The organism is Xanthomonas nasturtii, assembly GCF_001660815.1.
Taxonomy (GTDB): Bacteria; Pseudomonadota; Gammaproteobacteria; order Xanthomonadales; family Xanthomonadaceae; genus Xanthomonas; species Xanthomonas nasturtii.
This window is the reverse complement of the sequence record NZ_LYMI01000013.1, coordinates 13,448-36,889: the sequence shown is the minus strand read 5'-3', so window position 1 is coordinate 36,889 and position 23,442 is coordinate 13,448. Positions and strand designations below refer to the sequence as shown.

Below are 23,442 nucleotides of genomic sequence, written 5' to 3'. Positions count from 1 at the left end.
TACGTGCAGGGAGAGGGATCGCGCCAGGTGACGGCGGTATGGCGTGTGGTCGTGGACATGCCCTGGTCAGACGACTGAGTACACTTCAGTCATGGAACCCAGTCTCAGCACTCCCCGCCCCATCGATCCCCGTCGTGCCCAGCTGCAGCGCATGAAGCTGTTGGCGGTGGCCTTGCTGCTGGCGATGTTCGCCGGCTTTGTCGTCAGCCACCTGATGGGCGAACACGGCATCTGGGCCTGGGTGTCGGCCTTCTGCGAAGCCGCCACCGTGGGCGCACTGGCCGACTGGTTCGCGGTGGTGGCCTTGTTCCGCCGCCCGATGGGCCTGCCGATTCCGCATACCGCCATCCTGCCGCGCGGCAAGGACCGGCTGGCCGACGGCCTCGCCGTCTTCGTGCGCGACCAGTTCCTCGCCCCCGATGCCTTGATGGAAAAGCTGCGCGTCTTCGACCCGGCCAGCCGCCTGGGCGATTGGCTGGCCAAGCCCGAACAGGCGCGCATGCTGGCGCAGATGGCACGCAGCTGGATGCTGCAGGCGCTGGAGCTGCTCGACGAAGCGGCAGTGCGGCGCGCCATTCAAGGCTTCGTGGTCGACCGCCTGCGCAAATGGAATGCCGCCGCCACGGTCGGCGATGTCATGGCCCTGCTCACCACCGACGGGCGCCATCAGAAATTGCTGGACGAAGTGTTGCTGCGGCTGGGCGAATGGCTGGATCAGGAACAGGTCAAGACGCGCGCCTCAGCCTTGATCGTGCGATACGCGCGGCGCGAGTGGCCCAAGCTGGTCGGCACCGTGAACTGGGTCAAGCCGATCGAGGAGATCGGCGACAGCCTGGCCGACCGCATGGCGCGCGCGGCGATCGAAGAACTGCAGGACATCCTCAAGACGCCCGAGCACCCAATCAGGCTCGACTATGAGGCGTGGTTGCAGCGCTACATCACGCGCTTGCGCGACGAGCCGGAGATGGCCGTACGCGTGGAAGAACTCAAGCAACGCGCGATCGAACACCCGGCACTGCAGGAATATGTGCAAGGCCTATGGGGCGAAATCCGCGACGCACTGCGCAACGATCTGGCGCGCGAGCAGTCCTCGATGGCCGCGCATATGGAGCGCTCGATGCAATCGCTCGGCCAGGCCCTGTCGCAGGATCCCTCGCTGCGTGAAGCGCTCAATCAACATATGTTGCAGGCCGCCGACAAACTCACCACGCGCTTGCGCACATCGGTGACCGAACATATTGCCTCGACGATGAAAAGTTGGGACGAACGTCACCTCGTCGAACAATTGGAATTGGGTGTCGGGCGCGATCTGCAATACATTCGCTTCAATGGAACGTTGGTTGGTGGATTGATCGGGCTCATCCTTCACGCGTTGTCGATCTGGCTCTCGTTCTGATGCAATGCAAGCGTTGATCGCCCACCGGGATCACGCGCAGGCTTAACGCGGCGAACAGAACGTACGAGCGGTCGTCAGGCGGTGAGCGCAGTCGTTGTTGTTCCGCGCTCAGGGGACTGCACGCAGCTGGATCATCGTCAGGCGGTACCACGAGGTCGACGTGTCGGTCGGCCAGCACACTGGGCATGCAACAGGCAGGGCGAAGGAACGAATATGCCGAAGGGCCGCTGGGATCTGCGCAGGCAATACGGGCGTCGCGCATTCTTTGGTGCACTGCTGATCCTGATCGCCGGTCTGGTTGCCGCCATCGTTACCGGCGTGTGGCTGCAACGGCATAACGAGCTCGAGCGCGAGCAACGCTTTCAATATGTGGTGCGTACGCTGGCACGCAATATCAGCGAGCGCATGTATACCTTCGAACACGGCTTGCGCGGCGCACGCGGTGCGGTGATCGGCGCGGGCAGCGGCATCATCAGTCGAGAACGCTTCACCTTGTACAGCCGCTCGCGGGATTATGCGCGCGAGTTTCCCGGCGTGCTGGGTTATGGCTACATCCACCGCGTCGCACCCGCCGACGAAGCGGCGTTTCTGCAGGAAGCGCGCGCCGACGGCGCGCCGGACATCCATCGCCGGCCGTTGGCGCCTTGGGATGGCGAGCGCTACATGGTGTTGTATTTCGAACCGGAATCCTCGGGCAACCGTCCGCTCGGCATCGACATCGCGTCCGAGCCGCGCCGGCGCGCTGCCGCCTTGCAGGCCTCGCGCAGCGGCGAGCCGATCATGACCTCGCCGATCTCGCTGTCCGGTTACCGCGTCCCCACCGAAAGCGGATTCCTGGTGCTGCTGGCGGTCTATCACGAAGGCATGCCGTTGCAGACGCCGCAACAACGCATGGTTGCCACCAGTGGCTGGGTGTATGCCCCCTTCAGCGTCGAACAGATGGTGCAAAGCGCACTGGGCGAACGCGACGATGTGGCGCTGGATCTGTCCGACCGCAACGAGCCGACCCATAACTTCTATCGCAGCGGCATACCCGCCAGCGACAGCGCGCTGCGTCCGCCGGTGGTGCAGCTGCTGCCGATCTACGGCCGCACCTGGGTTATCACCGCCCACCCCACCGCCAGCTTTGTCGCCTCGCTCAACCAGAGTTCGCCCTGGCTGATCGGCGGGCTGGTGATGAGCGCATCGGTGCTGTTCGCCGCCTTGCTGGTGCTGTATTTCAGCAATGGCCTGCGCCGCGAAGAAGTGCTGCGCAAGCAGATGGAGCTGGCCGCGCTGGTCAGCCATTCCAGCGAAGCCATCGTTGCCGAAACTCCGGACGGGCGCATCACCCACTGGAACCCCGCTGCCGGGGCGATGTTCGGCTACAGCGCCGAAGAGGCCATCGGTCAGGACCTGACCATGCTGCTGTCGCCGCAGCCGTATGCAATGCCGGACATCGACCCTGTCGACGCTGCGCATCCGGGCAATGCATCAGCGGCGCAGAGCATGCGCCATCGCGACGGGCATCAGGTGCATGTGCTGGCCAGCAAGGCGCCGATCATCGAAAGCGAAGGCACGCTCAGCGGGCATTCGCATTTCTTCCGCGACATCTCCGATCGCGTGCGCTCGCACCAACGCATCATCGATCTAAACGCCTCGCTCGAACATCAGGTGGCCGAGCGCACCAGCGAGCTGGTGAAGTTTTCGGTGCTGCAACGCGCGATCCTGGCGCACGCCGGTTATGCCATCATCGCCACCGACTCCAGCGGCTTCGTCACGCTGTTCAATCCGGCGGCGGAAAAACTGCTGGGCTACAACGCGGCAGAGGTGATCGGCCGGCGCAAGGCCAGCCAGTTCATCGAGCCGGAAGAACTGCAGGAGCGTGCGCACATGCTCGCCGACCAGACCGGCACGCCGGTGGCGCCCACGCTGGAAGCGGTGGCTGCGCTCACCAGCCTGGGCCGCAGCGACACCAGCGAGTGGACCTACGTCAGCCACGACGGGCGGCGGCTGCCGGTGCTGCTGACCTTGAGCACCCTGCGCGACGACCACGACCAGGTGATCGGCTACCTGGGCGTGGCGGTGGATCTCACCGAGCAAAAACTGCACGAAAAACAGCTGCGTCTGGCAATGGATGCGGCCAAGAGCGCCAACCAGTCCAAGTCCGATTTCCTGGCCAACATGAGCCACGAAATCCGCACGCCCATGAATGCCATCCTGGGCATGCTGTACCTGCTGCAGCGCAGCGAGCTGCCCGGCGCCGCGCAGGACATGGTCACCAAGATCGATCGCTCCGCCCGCACGCTGCTGGAAATCATCAACGACATCCTGGACTTCTCCAAGATCGAAGCCGGGCGCATCGATCTGGAACGCGCCCCGTTCGATCTCAACCAGCTGTTCGACAACATCGCCGACCTGATGCGTTCCTCGCTCAGCGCCAAGCCGGTGGAAATGATCGTCGAGCCGTTGCCGCGCGACAGCCGTTGGCTGCTCGGCGATGCGCTGCGCATCAATCAGGTGCTGGTCAATCTGGTCGGCAACGCGATCAAGTTCACCGAACAGGGCGAAGTGGTGCTGTCGGTACGGCGCTTCCCCAGCGGCGACCCCAACAAGCTCAAGCTGCTGTTTTCGGTGCGCGATACCGGCATTGGCATTTCCAAGGAAAAGCAGAGCCTGATCTTTTCGCCGTTCCTGCAGGCCGATACCTCCACCAGCCGGCGTTATGGCGGCAGCGGCCTGGGGCTGACCATCAGCCGGCGCCTGATCGAATTGATGGGCGGCGAGCTGGAAGTGGAAAGCGTGCCCGGCCGCGGCAGCGAATTCTATTTCGTGATCACGCTGGAAAAATCCGCACCGCCGCAAACCCAGCGCGATTTGCCGGCATTGCCGCCGGAAGCGATGCCGCGCGTATTGATTGCCGACGACCACGATGCGGCGCTCAACAATCTGGTGCGCATCGCCACCGAACTTGGCTGGCGCGTGGATGCGGTGGCCAGCGGGCAGGCCGCACTGCAGGCGATAGAGCAGGCCAGCGAGCCCTACGATGTTTTCCTGCTCGACTGGCGCATGCCCGATATCGACGGGGTGGCCATTGCGCGCGAGATTCGTGCGCGCGCCGTGCCGGGCCCGCATCCGGTGATCGTGATGGTCACCGCCTACGAGCGCCGCCTGCTGGAACAGCACCCCGAGCAACAGGACCTGGATGCGGTGATGACCAAGCCGGTGACCGGCGCGGCGCTGCACCGGTTGGTCGAACAACTGGTGGACCAGCGCCCCGGCGCCCGCCCGGCCACGCCCACGTTCGTTGCGCGCCGCCTGGAAGGCGCGCACCTGTTGCTGGTGGACGACAGCGAAATCAATTGCGAAGTGGCGCAGCGCATTCTCGAAGGCGAAGGTGCCACGGTCACCGTCGCCCACGATGGCGAACAGGCGGTGAGCACGCTCAGGCGCGCGCCCACCCTGTTTCATCTGGTGTTGATGGATGTGCAGATGCCGGTGGTGGACGGTTACGAGGCGACCCGCCGGCTGCGCCAGATCCCGGCCCTGGCCAGCTTGCCGGTGATCGCGCTGACTGCCGGCGCGTTCCGCCCGCAACAGGAAAAGGCGCTGGAAGCCGGCATGAATGGCTTTATCGCCAAGCCGTTCAACGTCGAAGAATTGGTCACTGCCATTCGTCACTTTCTGCAGCCGGGCATACGGCGGATCCCATCGCTGCCGCATGAAACAGAGGCGCACGCCGGCCCCGAGTGGGAGCACAGCGACCCCGAACTGCTGGACGCTGCGCGCGCGCGCAGCCTGTGGCGCGAACGCGAGCCATATGCGCGTTATCTGATCAAGCTGCTGCGCGACAACCCCGACCCTGCGGAAGTGGCTGCGGAACATCTGCGCCGCAACGAACTGCCGGCCATCGGCGCAATGGCGCACAAACTGCGTGGCGCGGCCGGCTCGCTCGCGCTGCCGGCGCTGGCCGGTGCTGCCGGCGATCTGGAAATGCGTATCGACGAAGGGCACGACATCACCGCCTCGCTGATCGTGTTGAAGGACATCATGCAGCGCACCGCCGAAGCGATCCGCGCGTTCCTGCAAGACAGCGACAGCGAGAGTGTTGCCGATGACGATGGCGTGGCACTGGATGCAGACAGCGTGCAGATCCTGACATCGGCCTTTGCCAGCGACGATGCAGACCAGATCGACCACGCGCTGCTGATCTGCGCGCCACGTTTACCGCGCACGTTGCAGGAAGCACTGCAGCGCGCGGTCGAAGATTTCGACTTCCGTCGCGCCGAAACCACGTTGCGCGAGTGGCAGACCACCCACCTGCACTGACCGCGCTCACCGAGCCGCTTGGCAAGGATCGACCATGCCGTCCCGTCCCCTGCTGTGTGTCGACGACGAATCCAGCAACCTGGCGACGCTGCGCCAGCTGCTGCGCGACGACTTCGCGCTGGTGTTCGCCAAATCCGGCGGTGAAGCCCTGGATGCGGTGACCCGCCACACGCCCAAGCTGATCCTGCTGGATGTCGAATTGCCGGACATGGACGGCTATGCGGTGGCGCGCACGCTCAAGCAGCTGCCGTCCAGCAACGCCATCCCGATCCTGTTCGTGACCTCGCGCAACAGCGAGCACGACGAACGTCTCGGGCTGGAAGCGGGCGCGGCCGATTACGTCAGCAAGCCCTACTCGCCTGCGCTGCTCAAGGCACGCATCGCCACGCAGTTGAAGCTGGCCGAAAATGCGCGGCTGGCCCAGCAGTACCGCGACGCGATCCATCTACTCGGCACCGCCGGCCAGGGCCAGGACGCCGACACCGGCGCGCATATCTGGCGGATGGCGGTGTATGCGCGGGTCCTGGCCGAGACGGTGGGCTGGTCGCCGCAGCAGGCGCAGACCCTGCAGGACGCCGCCCCGCTGCACGACGCCGGCAAGATCGCGGTACCCGGCAGCATCCTGCACAAGCCCGATTCACTGGACGAACACGAACGCTCGGTGGTGCGCCAGCATCCGCAGGCGGGCCACGACCTGCTGCGCCACGGCCGCGGCCCGGTGTTTCAGCTGGCCGCGGAAATCGCGCTGCATCATCACGAATGCTGGGACGGCAGCGGGTATCCCAAGGGATTGGCGGGCGATGCCATTCCCGAATCCGCACGCATCGTGGCGGTGGCCGACGTGTTCGACGCACTGTGCGGGCGGCGCGCCTACAAGGCGCCATGGACGGTGGAAGACGCCATGCGCAAGTTGGAGAGCATGGCAGGCAAGCAACTGGAACCGCGGCTGGTGCACCATTTCCGCGAGGCATTGCCGCAGATCCTGCAAATCAAGGACGCCTGGGACAGCCCGGCGGCATAGCGCTGATTCGGGTAGCTAAGACAACCGCCCCTGCGCGATGTCAGGGTTGGCTTTCTTCCGCCGTACCCTCACCCCAACCCCTCTCCCGCCGGGAGAGGGGCTCTGGATCCTTCTCCCATCGGGAGAAGGTGGCGCGCAGCGCCGGATGAGGGTACGGGCAGCTCTGGGACGACCAGCCGACTAACCACCACTTCGCGCGTCCTATATCGCCATCGCGCGCTTCTACGTCACCACCAGCCGCCTTAGCCGCCAACCGCTGCATCAACGCCACCGCCCAATATCAAAACCACCGCGTCTGCATCGACAAGCACGCACTGTTACTCAGGTGCGCTTGAACCCCGCCCCGTAGCAGCGGACAATTATCCATGTTGCGCCGCACATCATCGTGCGACGCGGGCCGATCCGGACGCCCCACTGGCGCCGTCGATGCAGCCCCGCAACCGAGAGTCCGATGCCTTCCAGCGTGTCCGACGCCGGCGTTACCCCGCCGCGTTATCCCGACTACCGCATTATTTCGCTGATCCTGGCCTGCGCCATTTTCATGGAGCAGATGGATGCCACCGTGCTGGCGACCGCGCTGCCTACACTGGCGCGCGACTTCGGCGTGGCCGCGCCGGCCATGAGCATTGCCATGACCAGCTACCTGCTGGCGCTGGCGGTGCTGATCCCGGCCAGCGGCGCGATTGCCGACCGCTTCGGCCTGCGCCGTGTGTTCGGCGCCTCGATCTGGGTGTTCGTCGCCGGCTCGATCCTGTGTTCGCTGGCCGACAGCCTGCCCACCATGGTGGCCGCACGCGTGCTGCAAGGCGCTGGCGGCGCGATGATGGCCCCGCTGGGCCGGCTGATCCTGCTGCGCACGGTGGAGCGCCGCCATCTGGTCTCTGCGATGGCCTGGACGCTGGTGCCCGCCTTCATCGGCCCGATGCTCGGCCCACCACTGGGCGGCTTTTTCGTCTCGTATCTGGACTGGCGCTGGATCTTCTACATCAACGTGCCGATCGGCATCGCCGGCTTCCTGTTGGTGCGCCGGTTCATCCCCGACATTCCCGCCGAGGCTGCGCCAACACGTTTCGACCTGCGCGGCTTCGTGCTGTGCGGCGTGGCGCTGGGCTGCCTGTTGTTCGGCCTGGAAATGGTCAGCCAGGAAAGTGGCATCGGCATGGCCAGTTGGTTGTTGGCCACCGGCGCGGCCGCTGCACTGGGCTATCTGTGGCATGCGCGCTACCACCCGGCCGCGTTGCTGGACCTGAGCTTGCTGCGCATCGATTCGTTCCGGCTGTCGGTGATTGGCGGCGCGCTGATGCGCATCACCCAGGGCGCGCAGCCATTTCTGCTGCCGTTGCTGTTCCAGATCGGCTTCGGCATGAGCGCTGCGCACAGTGGGCGTCTGATCCTGGCCACCGCACTGGGCGCGCTGCTGATGCGCAGCATCACCCCGCAGCTGCTGCGCCGTTTCGGCTACCGCAACAGCCTGATCGGCAATGGCGTGCTGGCCAGCCTGGGCTATATGGTGTGCGCGCTGTTCCGTCCCGATTGGCCCCTGGCGCTGATGTTCGGGCTGCTGTTGTGCTGCGGCGCCTTCATGTCGTTCCAGTTCGCCGCCTACAACACCATTGCCTACGAAAACGTGCCCCGCGCGCGCATGAGCCGCGCCAGCAGCCTGTACACCACCCTGCAGCAGCTGATGCTCTCGGTGGGCGTGTGTGCCGGCGCGATGATCCTCAAACTGGCCATGCTGGCCGGCGACCACACCCAACCGGCGCAACGCGATTTTTCGCTGGCGTTCTGCGTGGTCAGCCTGATCTCGCTCAGCGCCACCTGGTGGCATGTGCGCTTCGACAAGGATGCCGGGCAGGAAATGAGCGGGCATCGGGCTTAGAGCGTGTTGCGATCAGCGATAAGCACGGCAGCACCTCAGCAGGTATCGTGATGTAGCGCGTCGCCGTTGCGCGGCGCAAACCGTCGCCTTGCGTGACTCGTCCCTCGTGCATCGGTCAATTGGATGGCTGCAACGACGACAGGATCTGCTCACGACACACCGCGATGATTTCGTCGGCCAGCGGCGAATCGTTCGGGCACGACCGCGACAACACGATCGCGCCGATGGCGTGCGCCATGATGTCCAGGTTGCTGGCGCGCTCATGCGCGGCCTCGGCGGTGCCGGGCGCTGCGCCGCTACGGTCGAGCGCAGTCAACACGTTCTCCACCCCCACCGCAAACGCCTCGCGCACTTCTTCCGGCTGACGCGCGGCATCGGCGCCGAGCGCGGCCATCGTGCAACCGGTGGCAGGGCTGTCGCGGTGTCCGCGGGACAGATAGAAATTGACGAAATCCGCCTTGTCCACGTGCGCGCTCTGCGCAGCGATGTTGGCCAGGCCACAGGCTGCCGACTCGGCCATCAGATCCGCCTTGGAGCGGAACTGCTTGTAGAACCCGCCATGGGTGAAGCCTGCGGCGGCCATCAGATCGGCAATGCCGATGCCGTCGTATCCGCGCTCGCGAAACAGCACCGATGCCGTTTCGACGACATGCGCCCGGTTGGCCTGGGCCTGGGCCTTGGTCACTTTCATCGTGGGGTCACTCCGTGGGGATGCGGGACTGGGGAGCCTGAAAGATACATTGATGTCGACCGTAATCAACATGTTGACATGTTAGATTTTGGTCGTAATCTTTGCCAACCCTTCCGTCTGAGCACCGCCAATGACCCGCTCTTCGCTGTTCGAACCCTATGCCCTGGGCACGCTGACGCTGGCCAATCGCGTCGTGATGGCCCCGCTGACCCGCAACCGGGCCGGCGCCGGCCTGGTGCCCAGCGCGCTGGCCGCCATCTATTACGCCCAGCGTGCGTCGGCCGGCCTGATCATCACCGAGGCCACGCAAATCTCGCCGCAAGCGCAGGGCTATCAGGACACCCCCGGCCTGTACACGCCCGAGCAGATCGCCGGCTGGCGCGCGGTCACCAACGCGGTGCATGCCAGGGGCGGGCGCATCTTCGTGCAGCTGTGGCATGTGGGCCGGGTCTCGCACGTGGACCTGCAGCCAGGCGGCGCCGCACCGGTTGCGCCCTCGGCAATCCGCGCAGCGGCCAAGGTGTTCGTCAACAACGGCTTTGCCGATGTCTCCGAGCCACGCGCGCTGGAACTGGACGAATTGCCCGGCATCGTCGATGACTTCCGCCAGACCGCCGCCAATGCGATTGCCGCCGGCTTCGACGGCGTCGAAATCCACGCCGCCAACGGCTACCTGCTGGAGCAGTTCATCAAGGACGGTGCCAACCAGCGCAACGATGCCTACGGCGGCTCGATCGAAAATCGTGCACGTCTGTTGCTGGAGGTTGTCGCTGCGGTGGCCAAGGAAATCGGCGCCGAGCGTACCGGCGTGCGCATCTCGCCGGTGTCGCCGGCAAGCGGCATCTCCGGCAGCGACCCGCAGCCGCAATACGATTACATCGCCGAGCAACTCGACGCCCTGGGCATCGTGTATCTGCATGTGGTCGAAGGCGCGACCGGTGGCCCGCGCGATTTCGCCGCGTTCGACTACGACGCGTTACGCAGCCGGTTCACGCGCACCTACCTGGCCAACAACGGTTACGACCAGCCGCTGGCCACCACCCAACTCAGCGAGGGCAAGGCCGACCTGTTCGCGTTCGGCCGCGCCTTCATCAGCAACCCGGATCTGGTCGAACGCCTGCAACGTGGCGCGCCGCTGGCACCGCTGAATCCGGCCACGCTCTACGGCGGCGGTGCCGAGGGCTACACCGATTACCCGACCGTCTCCGGCTAATGCGTCCTGCCAACGCCATTCGCCACACCTTCTGAACTCAGGAATCCACCATGACCACGCTTCCCACTGTCCTCATCACTGGCGCATCCACCGGGATCGGTGCCGTCTACGCCGAACGCTTCGCGCAACGCGGCCACAACCTCGTGCTGGTCGCCCGCGACAAGGCACGCCTGGATGCCCTTGCGGCGCGCCTGCAGAACGCACACGGCATCAGTGTCGATGTACTGCAGGCCGACCTCACCCAGCATGCCGATGCGCAGATCGGCGTGCTGATCAACAACGCCGGCATCGCCCAGTCCGGCGGCATCCTGGAGCAGAACGCCGACACGATCGAACGCCTGGTCGCGCTCAATATCACCGCCCTGACGCGCCTTTCCGCTGCTGTCGCCCCGCGCTTTGCGCAGTCCGGTAGCGGCGCAATCGTCAACCTCGGCTCGGTGGTGGGCTTGGCTCCCGAATTCGGCATGAGCGTGTATGGCGCCACCAAGGCCTTCGTGCTGTTCCTGTCGCAGGGCCTGCACCTGGAGCTTGGCGCCAAGGGCGTGTACGTGCAGGCAGTGCTGCCGGCCGGTACGCGCACCGAGATCTGGGAGCGTGCAGGGATCGACATCAACACGCTCAGCGACCTGATGGATGTCGGCGAACTGGTCGACGCTGCACTGGTCGGCTTCGATCGTCGCGAGCTGGTGACCATTCCGCCGCTGCATGTGGCCGAGCGTTGGGATGCACTGGATGGCGCACGCCAGGGCTTGTTGTCCGATCTGCGGCAGGCGACCGCGGCGCAGCGCTACCAGCTACGCAACTGACGATTCACGCCGGTGCCCTGCCCGCGGCAGTCGGCAAGGCGACTGCCGCGGGCGCGTGGGTGAGGCGTGATGCGCGAACGCAACAGGTGACGGCTACGGGACGCGTACAGCACCCGGCCACGCCTACCCAACGACAGGATTGGACTTCCAACTACATGAAAGCGCTCACCTTCCAGCGTTATGGCAAATCGCCCGGAGTCGGTTTTTCCGAGCTGCCACAGCCGGCCTTGAAACCCGACGAAATACTGGTCGAAGTGCACGCGGCATCGGTCAACCCGATCGACAACATGGTCATGACCGGAATATTCAAACCGGTGCTCGAGTTCGACCTGCCTGCCACGCTGGGCAGCGATCTGGCAGGCATCGTCGCCGAGGTCGGCAGCGGCGTCACCCGCTTCAAGAAAGGCGATGCCGTGTTTGCCAGCGTGTTCGATCTGGGCACCGGCTCGCTCGCCGAATTTGCGGTGGTACCCGAAAGCGCCGCCGCGCTGAAACCGGCGAACCTGGATTTCGTCCAGGCCGCGTCCATTCCCATGGTCGGGCTCACCTCCTGGCAAGCGCTGACCGAGCGCGCCGGGCTGCAGCGCGGCCAGAAGGTCTTCATTCCCGCCGGCTCCGGCGGCATCGGCACCTTCGCCATCCAGCTCGCAAAGCAGATCGGCGCGCACGTAGGAACCACCACCAGTACCGGCAACGTGCAACTGGTGCGCGCCCTGGGCGCTGATGATGTGGTCGATTACAAGACCCAGGAATTCGAAAACGTGCTGCGCGGCTACGACGTAGTGCTGGGCACAACCAAGGGCGATGCACTGGAAAAATCTGTCGGCATTCTCAGGGCCGGCGGCAAGATCGTCTCGCTCGTCGGGCCGCTGGATGCGGCCTTCGCCCGCGCCCGGCGCTTGAACGGTCTGCTGACGCTGGTGTTCGGGCTGATGAGCCGCAAGATCAAACGCCTGGCCAAAAAGCGCGACGTGTCCTACGCATTTCTGTTCGTTCGCCCGGACGGCGCGCAACTGGCCAAACTCGGCGAACTGCTCGAAGCCGGACGCATCCGCCCGGTCATCGACACGGTGTTCCCGTTCGAGCAGGCAGCGCAGGCGTTGGAGTATCTGGCCAAGGGGCGCGCAAAAGGCAAGGTGGTCGTCAAGATGAGATGAGCCCTACGCGTTCGTGTCAGCAGTCTCGGCAGCGCGTCGGCCGGACAGGCAGGCGTGGAGCGCACCTGTTCTTACAGATGCACGATGCCTACCAGCTCAGGAAATGATCGTTAACCAAGCCCACAATGCGATGAGTGCAGCCAGCAGGACCGGCGGCGTCAGGATGAGGCCGACCTTCATGTACTGGCCCCATGTGATGCGCTGCCCCTTGTCTGCGAGGACATGCAGCCACAGCAACGTCGCCAGCGATCCGATGGGCGTGAACTTCGGCCCAAGATCGTTGCCGACGACATTGGCGTAGAGCATCAGCTCGCGTGTGTGTGCAGGAACATCGGCCGCATTGATCGCCAACGCGCCCACCAGCGTCGCGGGCATGTTGTTCATGACCGATGCCAGCACCGCCACAGCGAAGCCGGTCCCGATGGTGGCCACCAATTCGCCCTGGGCGGCCAACCAGGTCAGAACGCCGGTTGCCGCGCTGGTGAGCCATGCGTTGCCCAGGCCGTATACCACCAAGTACATGCCCAGCGAGAACAGGACGATCTGCCAGGGTGCACCACGCAGAATCTCGACCAGCGCCAAGGTGGCGCCGCGCCCGCCGGTCAGCCATCGTCCCGCAATCGCCATCAGCAATAGCGCGGCAGCCCCTGTCACCAGGGCGATCGGCACGCCGAGCGGGCCGGTCACGAAGTAACCGACCAGCAACAAGGACAGCACCGGGAACGCCGCGCGAAAGACTGCCCGATCGCGGATAGCCGTGTGCGGCGGCTCTAGTTCATCGACGGCGTAGCGTGCAGGAATATCGCGGCGGAACCAGACCCACAGGACCAACAGGGTCGCAGCGACCGAGATCAGGTTCACCGGAAGCATCACTGCGGCATAGCGGCCGAACGGCACGCCGAAATAATTTGCAGTGACGATGTTGACCAGATTCGATACCACCAGCGGCAGGCTGGCGGTATCGGCGATAAAGCCGCAGGCTATGGTGAACGCCAGCGCGCCCGCCGGTGGAAAATGCAGACGCAGCAAGATGGCGAGTACGATCGGTGTCAACAAAAGCGCTGCACCATCGTTGGCGAACAGCCCGGCGATTGCCGCGCCGAGCAGCACGATCATCGGAAAAAGTTTTCGGCCGTTGCCACCGCCCCAGCGGGCGACGTGCAGCGCGGCCCAGGCAAAAAACCCGGCTTTATCCAAAATCAACGACATCACGATCAGCGCAACGAAGGTAAACGTCGCATCCCAGACGATGTGCCACACCGTGCCGACATCGTTCCAGCCAACGACGCCGGTCGCCAACGCGACGGCCGCCCCGGCCAGCGCAGACCAGCCGATGCCCAGACCGCGTGGCTGCCAGATGACGAGCACGAGAGTCACAACGAAGATCGCAAGAGCGAGCATGCTTCAGGTCCGTCAGATAGCGCGCTGATTGACGCGTTTGGATAGTTGTTCGGCGCTCTCGATGCGTTCGGAATAGCGATCGGTGAGATAAGCCGAACGGCCGCGCACCAGCCAGGTGAACTTCACCAGCTCCTCGCAAACGTCGACGACGCGCTGGTAATACGGCGAAGGCTTCATCCGTCCCGCGTCATCGAACTCCAGGAATGCCTTGGCGACAGACGACTGATTCGGGATGGTCACCATGCGCATCCAGCGGCCCAGAATGCGCATCTGATTGACCGAGTTGAAGCTCTGCGAACCACCGCAGACCTGCATCAGTGCCAGCGTCTTGCCCTGGGTGGGCCGCGTGGCGCCGAGCGCCAGGGGAATCCAATCGATCTGCGCCTTCAGGATGGCGCTCATGGCGCCATGACGTTCCGGGCTGACCCACAGCATCCCCTCGGACCAGTTGGCAAGCTGCCGTAGCTCCTGCACCTTCGGATGCGAGGCATCTGTACCGTCGGGCAGCGGCAGATCACGCGGGTCGAAGATGCAAACCTCACAGCCGTACCAGCGCAGCAATCGTGCGGCCTCCTGCGCCAGGAGCCGTGAGTAGGAGCGCTCACGCACCGATCCGTACAGCACCAGGATACGCGGAGGGTGCGCCGGGTCGTTGGGTCCGGCAAGACATTGCGTATCGATAGGGGTGAACTGGGCAGTATCGATGTTCGGAAGGTCGTTGGTGACTTCCTCGCTCACGCGTTCGCTCCCGGCGTGCTCACCACCTCGCCATCCTCCTTGATGAAGGAGCGGACTGGATCGTTGAGGAAATCCAGCACCTTCTCCGATGGCCTGCACAACGCGGTGCCCTTGTCGGTCACGACGATGGGCCGGTTGATCAGGATGGGATGCGCCATCATCGCATCCAGTAACTGGTCATCGCTCAGCGCTGGATCATCCAGCCCCAGTTCCATATAGGGCGTACCTTTCTTGCGCAGCAGGTCGCGCGGGGCAAGTCCCATCGTAGCGATCAGCTCCATCAGCGTCGTCCGGGTGGGTGGCGTCTGCAGGTATTCGATGACCTCGGGTGTCTCGCCGGACTGGCGGATCATTTCCAACGTATTACGGGACGTGCCGCAGGCCGGATTGTGATAGATGATCACGCCCATGATCACGGCACCTGCTGGCGCGGCATCGAGGCAACTGCCATGTGCCCGATCTCGTGCGAACTCATCGTCAGCCTCGACTGTTGAAGAGAAACAATCGGCAAGGCGAAAAACGCGGTAATGCGGCTTTCCATGACAGGAAGCACCTGCCGGAAGGCTGCACGCTGCAGGACGCCACTTTCATGCGCGTGGTTTGGCGGAACATTGAAGGACGTGGCATCGCTCATGTGCAGGTCTCCGCAGTGCAAGTGGCCGTGAGTGTGATGAGGTCGCGGCAGATATCCGGATTTCCGGAACAGCAATCCTCGGTAAGGAAGGCAAGCAGCTGGCGCATGTCTTCGTAGTTGGCGGCGTAGAAGATCCGCCTCCCATCCCGCCAGCAGCGCAGCAAACCGGCGCGCTCCAGCGCTGAAAGATGGAAGCTCATGCGGGTTGGTGGAATCGATAGCGCATCGGCGATCTCCCCGGACGGCACGCCCTGCGGCCCGGCACGCACCAGCATGCGAAATGCGGCCAGTCGATCGGCATGCGCAAGCGCGGCAAGGGCAGAGACAGCACGGTTATCGTCCATGCATCTATTATTACAACAATCCTTGTAGAGTGCAATAATTGCCCATTGCCCGTTGCCGCCGGATTGTTGGCGTGCGTGCCCATCGACGTGTACGCATTGAGCAAGGCCCAAATGCAAGTTAGACTATGCGCTCGCTACTCGCCGGTTCGCCCCCCCCCTAATGACGCCGCCCTGACCCACACACGGTTTCGTGCCCCTTTTCAGGGAATGTGAGGTCTGTCCGCTTATTTAGTGCGCGCCGTGTGTGCTCTCCGGCGCGTGGAGTCGAATCCAATGTCAACGTTTTATTCGTTGCGCCAGCAATGGCTCGGCAACGTGCGTGGCGATGTGCTTGCAGGTTTGGTCGTTGCACTCGCGCTCATTCCGGAGGCGATCGCCTTCTCGATCATCGCTGGCGTCGATCCCAAGGTGGGACTCTATGCAGCGTTTTGCATTGCAGTGGTGACCTCGATCGCTGGGGGACGCCCTGGCATGATCTCCGCTGCGACCGGTGCCATGGCGCTCTTGATGGTCGATCTGGTCAAGGACCATGGCTTGCACTATCTGCTCGCAGCCACGCTGCTCGCCGGCGCACTGCAAATCATTGCAGGAGTGCTACGGCTGGGTGCATTGATGCGATTCGTCTCGCGCTCGGTCATCACCGGGTTCGTCAATGCGCTGGCGATTCTGATCTTTCTGGCACAGCTGCCGGAGCTGATCGGCATGCCCTGGCAAGTCTATGCAGTGTGCGCTGCTGCTTTGGCAATCATCTATCTCTTGCCGCAATTGACCAAAGCAGTGCCCTCCCCGCTTGTGGCAATCGTTGCGATGACTGCCATCTGCATGTACTGGAAGGTGGATATCCGCACTGTCGGCGATATGGGGACGTTACCCGACAGCTTGCCTTCGTTTCTCCTGCCCGAGGTGCCGTGGACGCTGGACACCTTTAGGATCCTGTTCCCGGTGTCGGTCACGTTGGCAGTGGTCGGTTTGCTGGAGTCGTTGATGACCGCACAGATCGTCGAGGATATGACCGACACCCCGTCTCAGCGTAATCGGGAGTGTGCTGGCCAGGGCGTAGCCAATATCGTTTCCGGGCTTTTCGGCGGGATGGCCGGTTGCGCAATGATCGGTCAATCGGTCATCAACATCACGTCAGGTGGCCGCGGCCGGTTGTCCTGCATGACGGCCGGCGTCGTGCTGCTCCTGATGGTGGTCTACGGTGCGCCTTGGGTGCGTCAGATCCCCATGGCCGCGTTGGTTGCCGTGATGATCATGGTGAGCATCGGCACTTTCAGTTGGACATCATTGCGCGATCTCACACAGCACCCGAAGAGTTCGTCGGTGGTCATGATCGGCACGGTAATCGTCACCGTATGGACGCACGACCTGGCGAAGGGCGTGCTTGCAGGTGTCCTGCTATCTGCGCTGTTCTTTGCCCGTAAAGTGGGGCGGATGCTCAGTGTTGTCGAGATCGACCGCGACGATGGGGTGCGCGTTTACGACGTACGCGGCCAGGTCTTTTTTGCGTCGGCCGGTCAGTTTGCCACCAGCTTTGACTATCTCAGTCCGCCAGCGAAGGTGATCATCGATTTGACGCATGCGCATTTCTGGGACATCAGCGCAGTGGGTGCGCTCGATCGGGTGGTACTCAAATTGCGCGCCCATGGCGCAGACGTCGAGGTCAACGGACTCAACGAGGCCAGCGATACCCTGATCGAAAAACTGGGGACACACAGGCAAGAGGGAGCAACATTGTCGGCAGGTCACTGACAACATCCCTTGCAAAAGGCCTCGCAAAAACCGGCGACCTCACTTGTCTGGCAGGGGACACCTAGCGCATGCGTCGATGCAGTCCTGACCCACATGCTGGCCAACACCATCACGGCGGAGCCCTGGCTCCGCCGTGATGGTTGCGCTTACAACCCGTGCGCGGCCAACTGACCCAACCGCTGCACGGCCACCGATACGGTCGGGTAGTCGAGCGTCTTCTGCTCGGCCACATCGGCGAGCATGGCCAGGGTGAAGCGCAGGCTGGAATCGTCGCGCGCCAGCCAGTTGGCCACCTTGTCCTCGGCACTGCTGCCGGACATGGTCAGCACCTGCCCCACCAGCGCACGCTGATGCGCGGCCAGTTCGTCGCGCAGCACGCCACGCGCCACCGCATGCCAGCGGCCGTTGACCTCCAGCGCGTCGATCTGCTCGAACAACCACGGCAGCCGCAGCGCATCGCCCAGGCGGAAATGCACCTTGGACACTTCCACCGGCTTGAGCTTGCGGGTGCGCGCAGTCTCGATGATGTCGAACGCCGGTTCCAGGTAGCGCAACTCGCACAGCTGCTGCGCCAGCTGCGGCGGCAGTCCCTTGTCCTGCCACTCCCTCACGCTGCCTTCGTACTGCGGACGCTGCGCATCCGACAACACGCCCGAGGCGACACGGATGTCGTTGAACGGGCCGTGGTAGCGCTCCACTGCCGCAGTGATGCCCGGCATCTGGCCAGGACGCAGCAGCAGCCAGCGCACGAACGAGCGTTGCAGGCGCCAGACCACTTCCAGTGCATCGATCTGCACCGACTCGGGCACCTTGCCGTCCAGCGCATCGATCTGCGTCCACAGCGCGCGCGCATCCAGCGTTTCGCGGCTGATGGTGTAGGCCTTGGCGACCTCACCGATGCTGCGGCCGGTGTCTTCCTGCATGCGCATCAGGAAGGTGGCGCCCATGCGGTTGATGGTGGTGTTGGTGACCGCAGTGGCGATGATCTCGCGCTTGAGGCGGTGACGCTCCATCGCATCGGCGTACTTCTTCTGCAGCGGCTGCGGGAAGTAGCGTTGCAGTTCCTTGGACAGGTACGGGTCTTCCGGAATATCCGATTCCAGCAGCTGCTGGAACGCCACCAGCTTGGAGTACGACAACAGCACCGACAGCTCCGGCCGGGTCAGGCCCTGCCCGCGTGCCTTGCGTGCCGACAGCTCGGCATCGGAGGGCAGGAATTCGATCTGGCGATCGAGCAGGCCCTGCAGTTCCAGCGTGCGGATGAAGTGCTGCTTGGAGCCCAGCCGCTTGACGCTCATGCGCTCCATCAAGCTGATCGCCTGGTTCTGGCGATAGTTGTCCCACAGCACCAGGTCGGCCACTTCGTCGGTCATCGACGCCAGCAGCGTATTGCGCGCGTCGTAGCTGAGCTTCTTGGCCTGCACCATGTCGTTGAGCAGGATCTTGATGTTCACCTCGTGGTCGGAGGTGTCCACGCCGGCCGAGTTGTCGATGAAGTCGGTATTGAGCAGCACGCCGGTCTGCGCGGCTTCGATGCGGCCCAGCTGGGTCAGGCCCAGATTGCCGCCCTCGCCCACTACCTTGCAGCGCAGCTCACCGCCATTGACGCGCAGGCCGTTGTTGGCACGGTCGCCCACATCGGCATGCGATTCGCTGGACGCCTTGACGTAGGTGCCGATGCCGCCGTTCCAGAACAGGTCCACCGGCGCCTTGAGGATGGCGTTCATCAGCGCGTTGGGCGAGAGCTGCTTGACGTTGGACTCCAGGCCCAGCGCCTCGCGCACCGGTGCGCTGATGTCGATGGACTTCAAGCTGCGCGGGTAGATGCCGCCACCGGCGCTGATCAGCTTGGCGTCGTAGTCGGCCCAGCTGGAACGCGGCAGCTTGAACAGGCGCTCGCGCTCGGCGAAGGACGCAGCGGCATCCGGCGCCGGGTCGAGGAAGATATGCCGGTGATCGAACGCGGCCAGCAGGCGGATATGCCTTGAGAGCAGCATGCCGTTGCCGAACACGTCGCCGGACATGTCGCCGATGCCGGCCACGCTGAAGTCCTGGCTCTGGCAATCGCGCCCCATCGCACGGAAGTGGCGCTTGACCGACTCCCACGCACCGCGCGCGGTGATGCCCATGCCCTTGTGGTCGTAACCGACCGAGCCGCCGGAGGCGAACGCATCGCCGAGCCAGAAGCCATGATCCAGCGCCAGCCCATTGGCGATATCGGAAAACGTTGCGGTGCCCTTGTCGGCGGCGACCACCAGGTACGGGTCGTCCTGGTCGTGACGCACCACCTGCGGCGGCGGCACGATCTTGCCGCCGACGATGTTGTCGGTGATATCGAGCAGGCTCTGGATGAACAACTTGTAGCAGGCGATGCCTTCGGCCTGGATCGCGTCCCGGTCGCCGCCCGCCGGCGAACGCTTGACGTAGAAACCGCCTTTGGCGCCCACCGGCACGATGACGGTGTTCTTGACCATCTGCGCCTTGACCAGGCCCAGCACCTCGGTACGGAAGTCCTCGCGACGGTCCGACCAGCGCAGGCCGCCACGCGCCACCGCGCCGAAGCGCAGATGCACGCCTTCCACACGCGGCCCGTAGACGAAGATCTCGCGATACGGACGCGGCTTGGGCAAGTCCGGCACGATCGCCGAATCCAGCTTGAAGCTGATGCAATGGGCGTGCTTGCCGTGCTTGTCGGTCTGGTAATAGTTGGTGCGCAGCGTCGCATCGATCACGTCGATGAAACTGCGCAGGATGCGGTCTTCGTCCAGGCTGGAGACGCGGTCCATCAGCTTCAACAGCGTGGCACGGGTAGCTTCCTGCTGCGCGGCGCGATTGCCGCCACGTGCCTCGAGCACCGGCTCCAGCGCCTTGAGCGTGGCCTCGTCGCCAGCGGCCAGCGCAGAGAGCTCTTCGCGCAGGCGCTCCTGGCCGGCAAAGATCTGCGCCTTGGTTTCGCTGCCGGTGGACGGGTCGAAGCGGGCTTCGAACAGTTCCACCAACAGGCGCGCCAGCAGCGGGTAACGGGTGAAGGTGGCTTCGACGTAGGCCTGCGAGAACGGCACCGCCGTCTGCAGCAGGTACTTGCAGTAGCCACGCAGCAACGCGACCTGACGCCAATGCAGGCCGGCGGCCAGGATCAGGCGATTGAAGCCGTCGTTTTCCGCATCGCCGTTCCAGATGCGCTCGAACGCTTCGCCGAAACCTGCATCGGCTTGCGCGGCGTTGATCTTGCCGGCGGTGGATTCGACTTCGAAATCCTGGATATACACCGGCGTTTCGCCCACCTGCAGCCGGTACGGCCGTTCGGAGATCACGCGCAGGCCCATGTTTTCCATCATCGGCATCGCGTCGGACAACGGGATGTCGTCGAGCTGGCGATACAGCTTCAGGCGCAGGCCTTCGCCGGCATCCAGGCGCATACCGTCGTCGCGACGGATTTCCTGCAGGCTCAGATGCAGATCGTCCGGGCCATCCAGCGTGGCCAGGTGCTCGACATCGGACACCGCCGACTCGATCGACGATTCTTCGATGTAACCGGCCGGCAACGCACGCCCGAAGTTGGCCGCCATGCGCAGGCCATTGGCTTCGCCGTGGCGCGCCACCAGCGCTTCGCGCAGGTCGTCGCGCCAGTTGCGCAGCAGGCGCGCCAGGCGCGATTCGAGTTCGGTGGTGTTGAACTCCAGCGCTTCGCCGCTCTTGGGACGCACGATCAGATGCAGCTGCGCCAGCGGCGATTCGCCCAGCACCACGCTGGAATCGATGTACTCGCCATGCAGCGCGTCTTTCAACAGGCCTTCGATGCGCAAGCGCACATCGGTATTGAAGCGTTCGCGCGGGATGTACACCAACGCAGAAATGAAGCGGCTGTATTTGTCACGGCGCAGGAACATGCGGCTACGCACGCGCTCCTGCAGCCCCAGGATACCGATTGCCGTGCGGTACAGCTCTTCTTCGTTGGACTGGAACAGCTCTTCGCGCGGCAGCGTTTCCAGGATATGGCGCAGCGCCTTGCCGCTGTGGCTGCTGGGGGTCAGCCCCGACTTGCTCATCACGTATTCGTGGCGCTGACGCACCAGCGGAATTTCCCACGGGCGGCGGTTATAGGCGCTGGAGGTGAACAAACCCAGGAAGCGCTGCTCGCCGACGATACGGCCCTTGGCATCGAATTCGAGGATGCCGATGTAATCCATGTAGCCAACACGATGCACGCGCGAGCGTGCGTTGGTCTTGGTCAGGATCAATGCGTCCTTGAGCTTGGACGAGGTGTTCAAACCGTGCGCCGCCAGCGTGGTCACCGGGCGCGCCGGCGAGGTGTCGTGGCCGCGCATCAGGCCCAGGCCGGTGTCTTCCACCGGCGCCAGCACGTCCTGGCCGCCCTGCTTCTCCACGCGGTATTCGCGGTAGCCGAAGAAGGTGAAGTGGTCGGCGGCGGCCCAGCGCAGGAACTCCTGCGCCTCGTGGCGGCTGATGTCGTCGATGGGCAGGCGGCGGGTGGCCAGGTCGTCGGCCAGCATCACCATCTTTTCGCGCATTGCCGACCAGTCCTGCACGATCGCGCGCACCTCGGCCAGCACCTTGCGCACCGCCGCTTCCACCTTGGGCATTTCATCGGCAGGCTGGCGGTCGATCTCCAGCACCATCAGCGATTCGCTCTTGCCCTCGCCCACCGCGGCCAGCTTGCCGGCCTTGTCGCGCGCAATGCGCAGCACCGGGTGACCCAGCACGTGCACGCCGATGCCCAGGTCCGACAGCGTCATGCTCACCGAGTCCACCAGGAACGGCATGTCGTCGTTGACGATCTGCAGCAGCGTGTGCGGCGACTCGTAGCCGTGGCTCTTCATGGTCGGGTTGAACACCCGCACGTTGACCGTGCCGGCCTTGCGCACACGCGCAAATTCCAGCATGTCGGCCGCCAGCGCGGCCCATTGCTCGGGCGGGTGGTTGGGAAATTCGTCCTCTTCCATGCGCCGATAGAAGCCGGCCGCGAACGACTGGACCTCGGCCTGGCGGGCCGCCGGGTAGCGCTTGCGCAACGCGGCAAACACCGGTTCCAGGGTCACCGCCTGCGGTTCGGTGGCAAGCACGGGGACGGCACGTTCGGCGACCGGTTTGACCGACGTCGTGGACGATTTCGAAGCGGCTTTCTTGGCTGTCATGAGAGCGCTGGGATGCTCGGTAGGAAAGCTGAATTGTACCGATGGACAGGGACAACGCTTTGCTGCATAGCGCAAATGCTCAGCGCCCAACAGGCATCCCGGTCGCGCAAAAGCAGTATGGCTCTGAAGTTTTGCGCTGCCGCGCGGCCAACCGGCGCTACGGATCGCCAGATCCGGCAAAGTCGGGCCGAATGCCTGGCACAGAAGGCGTTGCGCAAACAAAACTGCGACCGTCAAGCCTGTTTAAAAACTATACTGGACGGTATAGTCTACCGCCATGACCCCTCGTTCCCACCGTGCCGCCCGGCGTTCGGACTGCGACCGCCGCATTCATGCGGCTGTGCATGCGCTGCTTGCCGAGCGCGGCATGCGGCTGAGCATGGACGCGGTGGCCGAGCGTGCCGGCTGCTCCAAGCAGACCCTGTACAGCTATTACGGTTGTAAAGAAAATCTGTTGCGCGATGTACTTCAGGACCACGTGCACCTGGCCACCGGCCCGCTGGGCGCGGTGTCGGGCGACCTGCACGCGGATCTGCTCGCCTTTGCGCTGGCCCATCTTGACCGTCTGAACAATCCCGATGTGCTACAGACCTGCCGTCTGGTCGAAGCCGAGTCGCACCGGTTCCCCGACCAGTCGCAGCAAATCTTTCACGAGGGCGTGGCCGGCATGCAACGGCGCCTGGCGCAACGCTTCGAGCAGGCGATCGAGGCCGGCCAGCTACGGCATGACGATCCGCACTTCATGGCGGAATTGTTGCTGAGCATGATCGTCGGGCTGGATTTCGATCGCCAACGGTTTCAGGTCCCCCATCGCGCCGGCCTTCCCGCCAGGCAGCAGTGGGCGCAATTTGCCGTGGACACCTTCTTGCGTGGGTTTGCTGCGGCATCTGCCGCGCCAACGCCGACACCGCCTTCTCTTCTCACTTCAAGACCCTAACGGAGTTCC

The 23,442-nt window shown here is 64.2% G+C and carries 16 protein-coding genes; 9 read left to right on the top strand and 7 right to left on the bottom strand.

Annotation, left to right across the window (positions count from 1 at the left end; genetic code table 11):
- Positions 1 to 91 precede the first annotated feature (91 nt).
- The 4 genes from A7D16_RS06630 to A7D16_RS06615 all read left to right on the top strand — a co-directional run bounded on the left by A7D16_RS06630 (position 92) and on the right by A7D16_RS06615 (position 8,604).
- Positions 92 to 1,396, top strand: a complete 1,305-nt coding sequence (locus A7D16_RS06630) for a DUF445 domain-containing protein (protein ID WP_064631022.1) — start codon at positions 92 to 94, stop codon at positions 1,394 to 1,396.
- A 213-nt stretch (positions 1,397 to 1,609) separates the two neighbouring features.
- Positions 1,610 to 5,704 carry a response regulator gene (locus tag A7D16_RS06625; RefSeq protein WP_064631020.1) on the top strand — a complete coding sequence of 1,365 codons (4,095 nt, stop codon included), beginning with the start codon at positions 1,610 to 1,612 and terminating at the stop codon, positions 5,702 to 5,704.
- A gap of 34 nt (positions 5,705 to 5,738) precedes the next feature.
- A complete protein-coding gene (locus A7D16_RS06620; RefSeq protein WP_064631018.1) occupies positions 5,739 to 6,725 on the top strand; it encodes an HD-GYP domain-containing protein in 987 nt (328 codons plus the stop codon).
- 451 nt (positions 6,726 to 7,176) lie between these two features.
- A complete protein-coding gene (locus A7D16_RS06615) occupies positions 7,177 to 8,604 on the top strand; it encodes a DHA2 family efflux MFS transporter permease subunit (RefSeq protein WP_064631016.1) in 1,428 nt (475 codons plus the stop codon).
- A gap of 115 nt (positions 8,605 to 8,719) precedes the next feature.
- Here the strand turns inward: A7D16_RS06615 and A7D16_RS06610 are convergent, their stop codons facing one another.
- Positions 8,720 to 9,295, bottom strand: a complete 576-nt coding sequence (locus tag A7D16_RS06610) for a TetR/AcrR family transcriptional regulator (protein ID WP_064631014.1) — start codon at positions 9,293 to 9,295, stop codon at positions 8,720 to 8,722.
- A 130-nt stretch (positions 9,296 to 9,425) separates the two neighbouring features.
- Here A7D16_RS06610 and A7D16_RS06605 point away from each other — a divergent pair, with 130 nt between their 5' ends.
- The 3 genes from A7D16_RS06605 (at position 9,426) to A7D16_RS06595 (ending at position 12,471) form a co-directional block, all read left to right on the top strand.
- Positions 9,426 to 10,508 (top strand): alkene reductase, encoded by a 1,083-nt coding sequence (locus A7D16_RS06605; RefSeq protein ID WP_064631012.1) that lies wholly within the window; start codon positions 9,426 to 9,428, stop codon positions 10,506 to 10,508.
- A 50-nt stretch (positions 10,509 to 10,558) separates the two neighbouring features.
- Positions 10,559 to 11,314: an SDR family NAD(P)-dependent oxidoreductase gene (locus tag A7D16_RS06600; RefSeq protein WP_064631010.1), complete on the top strand. Its 756-nt coding sequence runs from the start codon at positions 10,559 to 10,561 to the stop codon at positions 11,312 to 11,314.
- A gap of 155 nt (positions 11,315 to 11,469) precedes the next feature.
- Positions 11,470 to 12,471, top strand: coding sequence for an NADP-dependent oxidoreductase (locus A7D16_RS06595; protein WP_064631008.1), 1,002 nt, complete (start codon positions 11,470 to 11,472; stop codon positions 12,469 to 12,471).
- Positions 12,472 to 12,567: 96 nt separating this feature from the next.
- On the opposite strand, the gene A7D16_RS06590 is transcribed toward A7D16_RS06595, so the two are convergent.
- From A7D16_RS06590 to A7D16_RS06570, 5 genes are read right to left on the bottom strand one after another with little or no spacing between them, the layout of a single operon-like run.
- Positions 12,568 to 13,872 (bottom strand): arsenic transporter, encoded by a 1,305-nt coding sequence (locus A7D16_RS06590; RefSeq protein ID WP_064631005.1) that lies wholly within the window; start codon positions 13,870 to 13,872, stop codon positions 12,568 to 12,570.
- Positions 13,873 to 13,884: 12 nt separating this feature from the next.
- Positions 13,885 to 14,610, bottom strand: a complete 726-nt coding sequence (gene arsH / locus A7D16_RS06585; RefSeq protein ID WP_064631003.1) for an arsenical resistance protein ArsH — start codon at positions 14,608 to 14,610, stop codon at positions 13,885 to 13,887.
- A complete protein-coding gene (gene arsC, locus A7D16_RS06580; protein WP_064631001.1) occupies positions 14,607 to 15,020 on the bottom strand; it encodes an arsenate reductase (glutaredoxin) in 414 nt (137 codons plus the stop codon). Before arsC ends, arsH begins: the two co-directional genes overlap by 4 nt.
- A gap of 2 nt (positions 15,021 to 15,022) precedes the next feature.
- Positions 15,023 to 15,244 (bottom strand): hypothetical protein, encoded by a 222-nt coding sequence (locus tag A7D16_RS06575; RefSeq protein WP_064630999.1) that lies wholly within the window; start codon positions 15,242 to 15,244, stop codon positions 15,023 to 15,025.
- The gene (locus A7D16_RS06570; protein ID WP_019304641.1) at positions 15,241 to 15,588 is read right to left on the bottom strand and encodes an ArsR/SmtB family transcription factor; all 348 of its coding nucleotides are present in this window, start codon (positions 15,586 to 15,588) and stop codon (positions 15,241 to 15,243) included. The genes A7D16_RS06575 and A7D16_RS06570 overlap by 4 nt, the downstream gene beginning before the upstream one ends.
- Positions 15,589 to 15,861: 273 nt before the next feature.
- On the opposite strand from A7D16_RS06570, the gene A7D16_RS06565 reads away from it, so the two are divergent.
- A complete protein-coding gene (locus A7D16_RS06565; protein ID WP_064630997.1) occupies positions 15,862 to 17,340 on the top strand; it encodes a SulP family inorganic anion transporter in 1,479 nt (492 codons plus the stop codon).
- Positions 17,341 to 17,486: 146 nt separating this feature from the next.
- Here A7D16_RS06565 and A7D16_RS06560 read toward each other — a convergent pair whose 3' ends face one another.
- On the bottom strand, positions 17,487 to 22,496 hold the full coding sequence (locus A7D16_RS06560; protein ID WP_064630994.1) for an NAD-glutamate dehydrogenase: 5,010 nt from the start codon (positions 22,494 to 22,496) through the stop codon (positions 17,487 to 17,489).
- Positions 22,497 to 22,773: 277 nt separating this feature from the next.
- On the opposite strand from A7D16_RS06560, the gene A7D16_RS06555 reads away from it, so the two are divergent.
- Entirely contained in the window at positions 22,774 to 23,433 is a 660-nt protein-coding gene (locus tag A7D16_RS06555) for a TetR/AcrR family transcriptional regulator (protein WP_064630993.1), read from the top strand.
- Positions 23,434 to 23,442 lie beyond the last annotated feature (9 nt).

Bases quoted from the DNA above. Each gene is read 5' to 3' on its own strand.
- A7D16_RS06605 (WP_064631012.1), top strand. From the start codon at position 9,426: ATGACCCGCTCTTCGCTGTTCGAACCCTATGCCCTGGGCACGCTGACG.
- A7D16_RS06615 (WP_064631016.1), top strand. From the start codon at position 7,177: ATGCCTTCCAGCGTGTCCGACGCCGGCGTTACCCCGCCGCGTTATCCC.
- A7D16_RS06560 (WP_064630994.1), bottom strand. From the start codon at position 22,496: ATGACAGCCAAGAAAGCCGCTTCGAAATCGTCCACGACGTCGGTCAAA.
- A7D16_RS06620 (WP_064631018.1), top strand. From the start codon at position 5,739: ATGCCGTCCCGTCCCCTGCTGTGTGTCGACGACGAATCCAGCAACCTG.
- A7D16_RS06595 (WP_064631008.1), top strand. From the start codon at position 11,470: ATGAAAGCGCTCACCTTCCAGCGTTATGGCAAATCGCCCGGAGTCGGT.
- A7D16_RS06610 (WP_064631014.1), bottom strand. From the start codon at position 9,295: ATGAAAGTGACCAAGGCCCAGGCCCAGGCCAACCGGGCGCATGTCGTC.
- A7D16_RS06600 (WP_064631010.1), top strand. From the start codon at position 10,559: ATGACCACGCTTCCCACTGTCCTCATCACTGGCGCATCCACCGGGATC.
- A7D16_RS06630 (WP_064631022.1), top strand. From the start codon at position 92: ATGGAACCCAGTCTCAGCACTCCCCGCCCCATCGATCCCCGTCGTGCC.
- A7D16_RS06575 (WP_064630999.1), bottom strand. From the start codon at position 15,244: ATGAGCGATGCCACGTCCTTCAATGTTCCGCCAAACCACGCGCATGAA.
- A7D16_RS06625 (WP_064631020.1), top strand. From the start codon at position 1,610: ATGCCGAAGGGCCGCTGGGATCTGCGCAGGCAATACGGGCGTCGCGCA.
- A7D16_RS06570 (WP_019304641.1), bottom strand. From the start codon at position 15,588: ATGGACGATAACCGTGCTGTCTCTGCCCTTGCCGCGCTTGCGCATGCC.
- A7D16_RS06590 (WP_064631005.1), bottom strand. From the start codon at position 13,872: ATGCTCGCTCTTGCGATCTTCGTTGTGACTCTCGTGCTCGTCATCTGG.
- arsC (WP_064631001.1), bottom strand. From the start codon at position 15,020: ATGGGCGTGATCATCTATCACAATCCGGCCTGCGGCACGTCCCGTAAT.
- A7D16_RS06555 (WP_064630993.1), top strand. From the start codon at position 22,774: ATGACCCCTCGTTCCCACCGTGCCGCCCGGCGTTCGGACTGCGACCGC.
- A7D16_RS06565 (WP_064630997.1), top strand. From the start codon at position 15,862: ATGTCAACGTTTTATTCGTTGCGCCAGCAATGGCTCGGCAACGTGCGT.